The 12,611-nt window shown below is 32.4% G+C and carries 8 protein-coding genes; 5 read left to right on the top strand and 3 right to left on the bottom strand.

All coding sequences use genetic code 11. The features are described 5' to 3' along the window. Positions 1-194: 194 nt before the first annotated feature. The 4 genes from BXU01_RS07805 (at position 195) to BXU01_RS07790 (ending at position 6,114) form a co-directional block, all read left to right on the top strand. Positions 195-419 carry a DUF5808 domain-containing protein gene (locus BXU01_RS07805; RefSeq protein ID WP_055093707.1) on the top strand — a complete coding sequence of 75 codons (225 nt, stop codon included), beginning with the start codon at positions 195-197 and terminating at the stop codon, positions 417-419. A 360-nt stretch (positions 420-779) separates the two neighbouring features. Beyond that, on the top strand, positions 780-4,211 hold the full coding sequence (locus BXU01_RS07800) for a hypothetical protein (RefSeq protein ID WP_083692642.1): 3,432 nt from the start codon (positions 780-782) through the stop codon (positions 4,209-4,211). 63 nt (positions 4,212-4,274) lie between these two features. Continuing rightward, positions 4,275-4,808: a hypothetical protein gene (locus BXU01_RS07795; RefSeq protein WP_083692641.1), complete on the top strand. Its 534-nt coding sequence runs from the start codon at positions 4,275-4,277 to the stop codon at positions 4,806-4,808. 235 nt (positions 4,809-5,043) lie between these two features. Beyond that, positions 5,044-6,114 (top strand): glycosyltransferase, encoded by a 1,071-nt coding sequence (locus BXU01_RS07790; protein ID WP_083692640.1) that lies wholly within the window; start codon positions 5,044-5,046, stop codon positions 6,112-6,114. Positions 6,115-6,117: 3 nt separating this feature from the next. Here the strand turns inward: BXU01_RS07790 and BXU01_RS07785 are convergent, their stop codons facing one another. The 3 genes from BXU01_RS07785 to BXU01_RS07775 all read right to left on the bottom strand — a co-directional run bounded on the left by BXU01_RS07785 (position 6,118) and on the right by BXU01_RS07775 (position 9,568). Then, the gene (locus BXU01_RS07785) at positions 6,118-7,413 is read right to left on the bottom strand and encodes a porin (RefSeq protein ID WP_083692639.1); all 1,296 of its coding nucleotides are present in this window, start codon (positions 7,411-7,413) and stop codon (positions 6,118-6,120) included. Positions 7,414-7,576: 163 nt separating this feature from the next. Further along, the gene (locus BXU01_RS07780) at positions 7,577-8,662 is read right to left on the bottom strand and encodes a cell wall metabolism sensor histidine kinase WalK (protein ID WP_083692638.1); all 1,086 of its coding nucleotides are present in this window, start codon (positions 8,660-8,662) and stop codon (positions 7,577-7,579) included. Positions 8,663-8,884: 222 nt separating this feature from the next. Next, the gene (locus BXU01_RS07775) at positions 8,885-9,568 is read right to left on the bottom strand and encodes a response regulator transcription factor (protein WP_041518469.1); all 684 of its coding nucleotides are present in this window, start codon (positions 9,566-9,568) and stop codon (positions 8,885-8,887) included. A gap of 233 nt (positions 9,569-9,801) precedes the next feature. Here BXU01_RS07775 and BXU01_RS07770 point away from each other — a divergent pair, with 233 nt between their 5' ends. Continuing rightward, positions 9,802-12,579 carry a TonB-dependent receptor gene (locus tag BXU01_RS07770; protein WP_083692637.1) on the top strand — a complete coding sequence of 926 codons (2,778 nt, stop codon included), beginning with the start codon at positions 9,802-9,804 and terminating at the stop codon, positions 12,577-12,579. Positions 12,580-12,611: the final 32 nt, after the last annotated feature.

The raw sequence follows: 12,611 nt of genomic DNA, 5'->3' as shown, positions 1-12,611 counted from the left end.
AGTAATTTAGGCATGCCCAAAAAAACAATAAATATTTTCTCTCAAATAAAAAAAAACCAAAAATGACCCATTCTGCTTTGCTTCTTTCCCTTTTTATAATAATTGTAGTGCTAGGATATCGATTCAGCAAAAGATATCCCTAAAAATATCTGTCACAATTATTAGAAAGAAACATATTTTAAACCTACAAAATAATGAATTTTAATAACGACCCCTCCGAAGAAACTAAAAATGAATGGAACAACAATCCCAATAATTGGATTTGGGGAATTTTCTATTACAACCCAAAAGACACCAGATTGTTTCCTTCTAAAAGAATAAAGAAACTGGGATGGACAATTAATTTTGCGAATCCTAATTCAGTATTTTTAGTATTAGTTGTCATTGCAATTATTCTTATAGTTGCAGCACATCTTTAGCAATCAAGTTTAAAAACAAGTAATTCTTCCAACTAATTTATTCATTGAAAACATGAAATTTTTTATTTTCAAATATAGCATCGCTATTATTAGCTGTATTTATTTAGCCTACTTTTTTTACAACCCTAACCATAGCGGTAATATGATAAAAATGGGAACTTCGATGGCATTGGCTTTTTTTATTTCGGTCTCTATGTTTACCCAAATAAAAAACGGAAGATAAATTATAGTTCATTATTATATAAAATTCCGGGACGATACATTCATTAACTCTAAGTTTTCAATAACAAAACTAAAATATCCTCCATAACATTTACCAATTATAAATACTACTTTTGATTTTTTAGAGTTAAAGTATTTATGTTGAAAAAATTACTGTTTTTAACGGTTTTTATCTGGTATTCCGGGCTTCAGGCGCAGGAAACGGAATCATCGTACAAAACCAAAAAAGTAATTGCAACGCGTGATACTATACATCTCGAAGAATTTAGTATAAATTCCAGTTTTTTCGAAATTCTAAATACTAAAAATGAACCGCTGGATTCTATTTTTTATAAAATTGATTTTGAAAAAGGAACTTTGATTTTAAAGGAACAATTGGCTTTATCATCTGATACCTTAATTGTAAATTATTTAAAATACCCTGATTTTTTAACCAAAGAATACAGTCTGTACAAATCAAATCAAGTCGTTACGAATGATGTAGGTTCTGAGAAATTGTACAAAATAGAAAATACCAATACAAAAAAAGTTACTCCGTTTGATGGTTTAAATACTTCTGGTAGTATCACCCGAGGTGTAACTGTTGGAAACAATCAAAACACTGTTTTAAATTCTAATTTAGATCTTCAGATTACCGGAAAAATATCTGATAAAATTAGTTTGCGGGCTTCACTTCAGGATAATAATATTCCGTTGCAAGATGGCGGATATTCTCAGAAACTCGATCAGTTCGATAATATTTTCATGGAACTTTTTAGCGATGACTGGAACATTCGCGCCGGTGATGTTTTTTTAGAAAACAGAAAAACTCAATTTTTAAATTTCAATAAAAAAGTACAAGGACTTTCTACCAGTTTCAATTTTGGTGATGACGAGAGCAAAACCAATATTTTTGCTTCTGTTGCTTTTGTAAAAGGCCAATATGCCAAAAGTACTTTTACCGGTCAGGAAGGCAATCAGGGACCTTATAAATTAAAAGGGCAAAATGGTGAATTATATGTGCTGGTAATTTCAGGATCTGAGCGTGTTTATGTAAATGGTGTTTTGCTGAAACGTGGCGAAAACAACGATTATGTGATCGATTATAATGCCGGAGAAATCACTTTTACGTCTCTTTTTACTATTACTTCTGAAATGCGTATTAATATTGAATACCAATATTCTGAACGAAATTACAATAGACTGGTTACCTATGCGGGAGCAACTCACGAAAATAAAAACTGGAGTTTTGGCGGTTATATCTATTCAGAAAACGATATGAAAAACCAGCCGCTGCAGCAAAATCTTTCTACAGAACAAGTTAAAATTTTAAGTCAGGCCGGAGACGATCCTAATTTAATGAAAGCGCCATCAGCATATGAAGATACTTATGCGGATAATAAAATTTTATATAAAAAAATACTGGTCAATTCTGTAGAGGCATACGAATATTCAAACGATGCAAGTACTGTTTTGTACAACGTAAAATTTAGTCTTGTAGGTAATAATGCCGGAAACTATATAATTCAGAACAACAATTCCGTAGAACGCATTTATGAATATACCGCGCCAATAAATGGGGTTTTACAAGGAAATTATGAACCAATTGTAAATTTGGTTGCCCCAATAAAACTACAGGTTGCTACTTTTTTGGGGAAATATAATCCAGATGAAAAAACCTTGGTCGACTTTGAAATTGCAGTAAGCAATAATGATAAAAATTTATTTTCGAAAATTGATGACAGCGATAATGATGGAATTGCGCTTAAAACAAACATAAAAAAACGTCTTTTTACCAGAGACTGGACTTTAGATGCTTTTGCAAATTACCAGTTTGTACAGGAAGACTTCAGATCTGTTGAACGTTTGTACAATATAGAATTTAATAGGGATTGGAATTTAAATGAGACTCTTTTAGGCAATCATAGTTTATTAATGACAGGATTAAATTTTGATTTATTTGCAAAAAAGGAGACTTCGAATATTGGATTATTTACGTATCAATTTGAAAAATTGGATTATACCGAAAGTTATTCCGGAACCAGACATACCGCAACTGCTTTTTTCAAACTAAAGCAATGGACAATCGAAAATCAGGGCAGTTATCTAAATAGTGACGCTACAAGTTCGAATTCAAAATTTATCAGAAATCAAACCCGGACTAAATATCATTTTGGTAAAAACTGGATTGGTGCCAGCATGCAAATCGAGGATAATCAGCAAAGGAATAAAGTTACGAATGCTTTTTCGGCTTTAAGCCAAAGATTCTCAGAATACGGTACTTTTATTGGTCGCGGTGACAGTACAAAAGTATTTGTTGAAATTGGATATCTGCAACGTCGAAACGATAGTTTGCAAAACGGATTGCTGCAGCACGTAAACAATTCGCAAACTTATTATTTAAAGTCAAAACTGATTCAGAACAAAACAACAGATTTAGCCGTTTATGCCAGTTATCGCAATTTAGATTTTACAGATCCATCAAGAAAAAATGAACCTTCGCTAAATTCAAGAATTTTATATAATGATCGTTTTTTTAACCAGTTCATGCAAATAGGAACGGCTTATGAAACCAGCTCCGGAACTATTGCACAACAAGAGTTTACTTATATTGAAGTTCCTACAGGACAAGGTGTTTATACCTGGAATGATTATAATGGTAATGGAATTCAGGAATTAGAAGAATTTGAAATTGCAGCCTTTCCGGATCAAGCACGGTATGTCAGGATCTTTTTGCCCAATCAGGTTTATATTAAAACCAATCAAAACAAATTCTCACAATCTGTTGCTTTAAATCCGCTGCAATGGCAAAATGAAACTGGTTTCAGGAAAATCGCTTCTTATTTTTACAATCAGACTTCGTTTATTATGGACCGTAAAGTAAAAAGCCAGGGCGAACGCTTAGAACTGAATCCATTTGATTCATCAGAAGAAAATATCTTAGGATTAAATTCCAGTTTTAGAAATAGTTTATACTATAATCGCGGGAAACAAAAACATTCTGTAACGTATACTTATCTTATTAATAAGGGGAAAAATCTACTTTCGATTGGATCACAAAATATCACAAACAGTTCAAACCAATTACAATACACTCATTTGTATCAAAAAAGCTGGTTATTCAACCTTTTTACGAAGACCATTAAAACCAATTTAATTTCTGAAGATTTTGAAGAGAAAAACTACGATTTAAATGGATATCAGGTAGCACCAAAAATCAGTTATTTGTTTTCGAAAAATACGAGTTTAGATTTCTTTTATGAATTTCAGAACAAAGAAAATCAGATTGGGAATTTAGAAACTTTAGTTCAAAACAGGCTTGGAACTTCTTTTTCTTTTGCGGGAGAGAAAAAAGTAACCTTAAATGGAGAATTCTCTTTTTACCAAAATAAGTTCACCGGAAATGAATTTTCATCTGTAGGTTTTCAAATGCTTGAAGGACTTCAGCAAGGACAAAATTTAGTATGGAAATTGCTTTTACAAAAAAATCTAACACAGTTTCTGGATGTAAATTTAAATTATCAGGGACGAAAAAGTGAGACCGGACCTGTTGTTCATACGGGCAATGTACAGCTTCGCGCTTATTTTTAACAGTTTACGAAAAACATATTAATAAATTGATTAATTTTAATTGAAATTTAAACTCGTAACCCTATGAAAAAATTATTATTACTTTGTTTTATGGTTGTTTTTTCTTCTAGTTTCTATGCTCAGGAAACAACTGCAAAAGAGGCAAAAAGCAAAACCGAAACTGCTGCCAAAAAGAAAAAAGCAACTGCTGACAAAGCTGCATCTGATGCGAAAAAAGAAGCTTCAAAATCCAAAAAAGCAGCGAAAGAAGCTACTGATGCATCTGCAGCAGCAAAAAAAGAAAGTGCTTCAGCAACTAAAAAAGCAGCTGACAAAGATGCTGCAAAAGCTAAAAGTGATGCTGCAAAAGCCTCTAAAAAAGCAACTACTGCAGCAGATGGTGCAAAAGCTGACGCAAAGAAAGCAGACGCAACAGCTAAAAAAGATGCTGCAGCTAAAAAAACAACTACTAAAACATTAAAAGAAACTACGGAGAAAGCTCCAAAAGTAGCTGATAAAGTTACCGGTGAATATAACGGGAAAAAAGTATATACGGGTCCAAAAGGTGGTAAATACTACATTAACAAAAATGGAAATAAAACGTATATTCAGGATTAGTTAAGGTGCTGAGATCCTAAGATATTAAGGCTCTAAGATACTAAGATGGTTATTAGAAGATAAAAACTTTGAAGCCGAACATAATGTTCGGCTTTTTTATTTAAAAAGCAAAAAACTTAGCATCTTAGTACCTTAAAAACTTAGAAGCTTAAATCAGAGTTAATAATTTAGTAATATGTGCGAAATAACATAAAAAACATATTTCTCTATCTTCGTTTTTAAAAAGCGTTAAATTATGAGCATTGACTATTCTGCGAACAAAACAATTTTAGTTGCTCCATTAAACTGGGGATTAGGCCACGCCACAAGATGTATCCCAATTATAAAAGCGCTTCAGGAAAATAATTTTATCCCAATAATAGCCTCAGATGGTGTTGCATTGGCGTTATTACGAAAAGAATTTCCATATATTCAAACTCTTGAACTTCCTTCTTATCATATCGAATATGCTAAGAATGGTAAAAACTTTAAATGGAAACTGATTAAGAATTTACCTAAAATGATTGTCGCTATTCTGGATGAGAAAAAAATGGTAAAAAGCTGGATCAAAAAACACGGAATCGATGGAATCATTTCTGATAATCGATTAGGTGTGTTCAGTAAAAAAATTCCCTCTGTTTTTATGACGCATCAATTGAATGTAATGACTGGAAACACGACTTGGTTTACCAGTAAATGCCATCAACATGTTATAAAAAAATATACTCAATGCTGGGTTCCTGATACTAATGATGAAATAAATTTAACAGGAGAACTGGGTCATCTTAAAACAACTGATCTTAATCTTAAATATATTGGTCCTTTAAGCAGAATGCGTAAAAAGGAAACTCCAAAATTATACGATTTGATGATCATTTTATCCGGACCGGAACCTCAACGTACATTTTTAGATGAAAAATTACAAAAAGAGGTTGCTGATTATAAAGGTAAAGTTGTTTTTGTACAAGGTATTGTAGAGAAAGCACAAACTAAATGGCAAGCCGGAAATGTGACGTATTATAATTTCATGAACTCAAAACAACTGGAACAAACTTTTAATGAAAGTGATTTTGTTTTATGCCGTTCCGGGTATACAACGGTAATGGATCTGGCAAAACTAGGCAAAAAAGCCTTTTTTATCCCTACTCCGGGACAATATGAGCAAGAATATCTGGCAGTAAAACTGCAACAGGAAAATCTGGTACCGTTTGCAATGCAAGACGACTTTACTATCGAAGATCTTTCAAAAGTAAAGTCGTTTAAAGGTTTAACTCAGTTCAACGAAGATATCGACTGGGATTCGTTATTTAGTGTTTTCGAAGATTAATCTTTAGAAATTAAACTGCGCTTGTAATCGTAATAAATTACCTTGCTGGCGGTTTATGGGAAGTACGCTGTCTTCAAAAGTACGGTCAGCAATAACATATTCCGCTGTAAGCTCAAAAGCTTTCAGCGGTTGCCACTCGATGCCAAATTCATAATCTCTTACGACATAACTTCTGGCATCTTTTTCATATTTTTTTCCTCCATCATAATATTGAAATTTAGCAAAAGGATAGATGCGATGCTTTTTAATGTCTAATTTATAGTTCAGCAAAACATAACCTCCGTTTAAGTCTGTTTCATCAACTGTATTTGTTACTGTATTATATCGTGGTCCTGTACCAATGTTATACTCGGTCTGAATCCCGAAAGGCCTGGGATACAATACAAAAGTTGCCCCTACTCTTTGATCTTTTACATATTGAGGATCGTCTACTTTTACTCCTGGTGAAATTTCGCCGGTAAAAGCCCATTTTCCGGTATAAGCCTGAATTCCGGGTTCGATAATCTGACTGCCAATAACAAACGGATAGGTTAATCTTGCTACCACATTCAAATCACGGTTTCCGTCAAGTTTATTGGCAATTTGACCGTTGTAAACTCCAAAGGCAAAAACTCCATAATCACCTGAACCTTTGTAACCGTCTTTTACCAGCATAGCAAAACGCTCTCTAATTTCGGCTGGTGCCCAATAAAAGAATATACCTAAATCACGCTCATTTAAGATCGCGCTATTCATTGCATCATTACGGTCTAAAGCTAAACGCTGCGAACTGGATTGCATGTTTTCGAAACCATACGGAATTTTACTTTGCCCCACACGAACGCGGTATTCTCTTTTCTTATCAAAAGAAAGATCAAAGTATAAATCACGAATCTGAACAAAATTCTGAATTCCGGTACTTGGCGAACTGGCGAAATCAGGCTGAAAATAGAAAAAGACATTTGGGTGAACCTGACCTGAAAACACTAAACGTGCACGACGAATAAATAGTCCGTTATTTGCTTGTGCATCCGGTGCTGTTGAAGTTGTTCCCCAGGATTTATCACATTGTTCACAGGAAACTTTATCATTTGTAGAGAAAAGACCGTTGTAGCGTATTTGTGCATAACCTCTTAAAGATATTTTGTCATACCAGTGTTCTTCAACTCCTCCGCCAGATTTAGTATCTGGAAGTTTTGCTTTATTGATAGAATCTAAAATACGCATTACTTCGTTTTTTACATCCTGTTTATTCAAATCCTGCGCATTTGCTGTAAAACTTATCAGTAATAATATGACAGCTATTTTTCTTTTTATCATTATTTCTTTAGTTCCCTTAATTTCAGGGTACAAAGATGACTCACCTATGTTAAGAAATCATTAACAAGATGTTACTATAATAAAAATTTAATGTTATGAGGTTTTGCTGTATCTTGATTTATTGTTAAAAAGCCATCTTTTACGGCAATTTATTAAAATCTGCTTACAATTTTTTAACCTCAGGTTTTTGTGCTTTTAATGCTTTTTCAAGTGTAAATGAGAATTCAGAACCAATACCGAATTCACTTTCTACATATACTTTTTCTTTATGCGCTTCGATAATATGTTTTACAATGGCCAATCCAAGACCTGAACCACCTTCTGATCGGGTTCCGCTTTTATCAACTCTGTAAAAACGTTCAAAAAGTCTTGGGATATTTTGTTTTTCAACTCCTTCTCCGTTATCGCTAATTCTGATTAAGACTTTTTTCTTGGTCAGGTTCACAACACCAACTTCGGTTAAACCGCCGTCTTTACCATATTTAATAGAGTTTACAATCAGGTTTTCGAGAACTTGCTGAATTCTGTCCTGATCGCCACGCACAATAACCGACTGTACATTTTTGCTTTCAAAAGCCAGTTTAATTTTCTTTTTGTCGGCTTTCATTTCCAGTAGATCAAAAACATTCTGAATCAATTCAACAATGTCAAAATCGGTAATCATTAAATCCAGATCACCAGATTCTAATTTGGTAATCATATCAAGATCCTCGACGATATAAATTAATCTTTCTACTCCTTTTTCAGCACGTTTCAGATATTTTTTTCGAATGGTTTTATCATCCATTGCGCCATCAAGCAAAGTAGAAACATAACCCTGAACAGTAAACAAAGGCGTTTTAAGTTCATGTGAAACGTTACCCAAAAATTCTCTACGATATTGCTCCCTGATTTCCAGCATTTCGATTTCCAGCTTTTTATCTGTAGCAAACTTTTTTACTTCGCGTGAAAGAGTTTCCATATCGGTAGTAATAGGCTGATTGATAAGCGTTGTAGATTCTAATAAGGAAACCTCATCATAGATTTTTTTAACCCTTCTGTAAATAAAACGTTCTACACGATATTGTAAAACCAGAAATGAGAATATATAGATTGAAATAATAAAAATTATTCCAAATGCAACTTGATGTTTTAGTTCATTTTTATAGAACAAATTCATCAATATCAAGACAAATCCTGTCCCAAAAAGACTAATATATAATGCAGACTTTACAGCAAATTTGTATGTTTTTTTAAAATTAATTTTCATCGAATTATTGAACCATTAAGAGATTATTTTTTCTACCATATAAGTAATATAAGTTCATTTAAAATAAAACGCAATTGTATGAATTACATTAAGAACTTAAAAAAAGAAATCTTTGTCAAAGTTCAAAACTTTGACAAAGATAAACTTTGATTCGAAAAGTATGTTGTACTATAATTTAAATGAACTTATATCACTTATATGGTTCAAATTTTTATTGATTGTCTAAACTTCAAATTTATACCCAACTCCTTTGATAGTTTTAAAAAGGTCTTCTCCTATTTTTTCGCGTAACTTTCTGATGTGAACATCGATTGTTCTTCCTCCTACTACAACTTCATTTCCCCAAACTTTATCGAGGATTTCGTCTCTTTTAAAAACTTTTCCGGGTTTTGAAGCCAGTAAATAAAACAATTCGAATTCTTTTCTTGGCAAAGCAATTTCAACATTGCCTTTAATAATTTTGTATTCTTCTCTGTTAATCTCGATTCCTCCTACATTCAGGGTATCACTAACAACTTCTTGTTCTTTTAACCTTCTTAACAAAGCCTTTACTTTGCTCACCAATAATTTTGGTTTAATTGGTTTAGTGATATAATCATCTGCACCTGCATCAAAACCAGCAACTTGTGAGTAATCTTCGCTTCTCGCTGTAAGAAATGTTATGATAACATTATTTAATTCAGGAATTTTTCTGATGTGTTCACAAGCTTCCATTCCATCCATTTCAGCCATCATTACATCCATAATAATTAAGTCCGGCAATTCTTTCTGAGCCTTTGCTATCGCTTCTTTTCCGTTTGAAGCAGTAACAATCTGGTAGCCTTCCTGAGCAAGGTTATAGCCAACGATTTCTAAGATATCTGGTTCATCGTCAACTAATAAAATCTTGGTTTGTGTTTTTTTCATAAATAGCAAAAATTGAGATTTTTACATCAAATTTTCTTCATTAAATATTCGATGTTTTTTATTTCACAGCGTAAATATACTAACAAAATAACCGTTAAAAATTGTGGTTAACGGTAATTTAATCTGGTAACAATTTGATAATCTACAAGACACAAAAACATAACAAGTGCCTAACATGAACTTTACACAGCGTTTCTTTCTTTGCACAAAAATAAATTAAACACAACACTGAAATGAAATTCAATTTAAAATTTCTATTTATTGCATTATTTATCTGTACGATTTCTATCGCCCAGAACAAAGGTACAATTTCTGGCGTTTTAACCGACAAAGAAACGAACAATGAAGTTTTACCTTTTGCTAATGTACTACTTAAAGGTACAAATATTAGCGCAAACACTGACATCGACGGAAAATATTCGTTGAATGTAAATCCGGGAAATTATATTATTATTTTTAGTTTCGTTGGATATGAGTCTGTAGAACAACCAGTAACTGTTAAAGCAAATGAAACTGTTACAGTTAATCAGGTGCTTTCATCAGGAGGATATACTCTTAAGGATGTTGTTGTAAAATCTTCAGCAGTAAATAAACAAAAAGAATCTGCTTTATTACTAGATCAAAAAAATGCAGTTTCTTTTAAAGCCGCTATTGGTGCCGAAGAAATATCAAGAAAAGGTGTAAATGATGTAGCTAATGCAGTTACTAAAGTAAGTGGAGTTTCTAAACAAGAAGATTCAGGGAATGTTTTCGTGAGAGGTTTAGGAGATCGTTACAATATTACTACTTTAAACGGATTACCATTGCCATCAAATAATCCTGCAAACAAGAATATTCTTTTAGATATTTTTTCTACTAATATTGTAGATAATATTGGTGTAAGTAAAACATTTGAATCCCAAAACTATGCTGATTTTGGTGGAGCAAACATTGATATTAGTGCAAAAAAATTTACCGGCAATCCTTTCCTTACTTTCTCAATTGGTACTGGAGCTAATACAAATGTTTTAGGACAGGATCATTTTTATTTACAAGACGGACCTTCTTATACTGGCTTTAAATCAGTAGGTGTGCCTAATTCTCCATTACAACCATACAGCTATGCAACAAGCTGGGACAGAAAAGAGAGCAAAAATGTAATGAATGCTTTCTATACATTATCAGGAGGTAGAAAATTTAACTTAACTGACGAAAGTTCATTAAGTACGTTTGTTACAGCTTCTTTTAGTGCAAAAAATAGATTTACTCAGGGTTACAGCAGAGGTAGTTTAACTTCTGATGGTGATATACAAAGTGATTATGTTAGAACTGCATACAAACATAACACTACATCAACTGTTATGGGTACGGCCGATTACAAAATCAACAACAAACACTCTATCTTTTTTACCTCATTATTTTTAAATTCAAGTGAACAAGATTATAGCGAGTACGAAGGAACAAACGTAAACTTTGATGGTGGTGGTGATGCACAACAACAAATACAAGGTTTTATTAAACGTGGAACTTTCGAAAGAACACAGTTATTTGTTAACCAATTAGTCGGGAAAAACAAATTTAATGACCAATGGAATTTAAACTGGGCGGTTGGATATAGTATTTCAAATAATACAATTCCGGATCGTATGCAAAATACTTTTGTTCATGCTTTAGATGGAGTAAATTATACTTTCTTTACGAACTCTAACATCAACAACCACAGATTTTTTCAAGACTTAAAAGAAAAAGAATTTTCTGCAAATATTGCTCTTTCTTATAATTTCAACAAGAAAAGTGAAGATGATGCATACAAAGGAAAAGTAACTTTTGGATATTCAGGAAAATTAAAAAATGTAGATTACACTACACAACAATTCTCTTTCTTTCCAAACAGAAATATATTGTCTTTTCCAAAAGAAGATATTCACCATGTTGACAATTATTTAGACGAAGCACATTTTGGATCTTCTTACTCAAATAAAATCAAACAATCATACGATGGTAACCTAGACATCAATGCTGGATTTGCCAATATACAATATGCATTGACTGATAAATTAAGCGTTATTTTAGGAGCGAGATTAGAACAAACAGTACAAAATGTTTCTTTTTATTCTACTATTAAGCCAGATGGTGATTCTTCAGATAGTTCAAAATTCAACATTTTACCAAGTTTGATCTCTAAATACACCTTAAATGACAAACAGAATTTAAAGTTCTCATTTAGTAAAACGTATACTTTACCTCAGTTTAAAGAACAAGTAGAGATTATGTATGAAGATGTAGCACAGGCTTATGTAGGAAATGCAAACTTATATGCTTCTACAAATTACAACGCTGATTTAGGATGGGAATATTTCCCAAATCCTGGAGAATTATTTTCTGTAACTGCATTTGGTAAAATTATCCAGAATCCAATTAACGAAATGTTTCTAAATTCTTCCTCAAATGATATTACGTATGCTAATACAGGTGATAAAGCAACAGTAGCGGGAGTTGAATTAGAAATTAGAAAAGACATTTTTGTACTTGAAAATAGTAAGGATTTAAAAACAAAACTTTCATATGACTTGAACGGATCTTACTTATATAGTAATCAGGATTTAAGTAATGATAAAGTAAATTCTGAGAATGATTTTGGAGCTAACTTTACTTTTAGCGATAGTAAATTAACAGGAGCTTCTACGTTTTTAGCCAATGCTAACTTATCATTTTTAAAAGAATTAGCAGAATACAAAGACATATCAGCAACAGTTTCTTATTCTTATTTTTCAGATAAATTAGCGGTAATAGGGACATCAAGAGTTGGTAATATGGTTGACAAAGCTGTAAACAAATTAGATTTTATCGTAAACTCAAGCCTAACTAAAAACATAAAGTTAGGTTTAATCTATAACAATATTCTAAACCCTACATTCAAACGCGTATTAGAGCAAGGTGAAGTTCCAGGAAAAAGTTCTGTGGGCGATATTCCGGTAACTACTTACAAAGCAGGTTCTGATATTAGACTTACTTTAAACTACACGTTCTAAGAATACATCTTAGCAATACTAAAAAAGGTGAT

This window comes from [Flexibacter] sp. ATCC 35103 (assembly GCF_001975985.1).
Lineage (GTDB): Bacteria > Bacteroidota > Bacteroidia > Flavobacteriales > Flavobacteriaceae > Flavobacterium.
The sequence above is the reverse complement of the archived record's forward strand: the minus strand, read 5'-3'. Positions and strand labels throughout refer to the sequence as shown.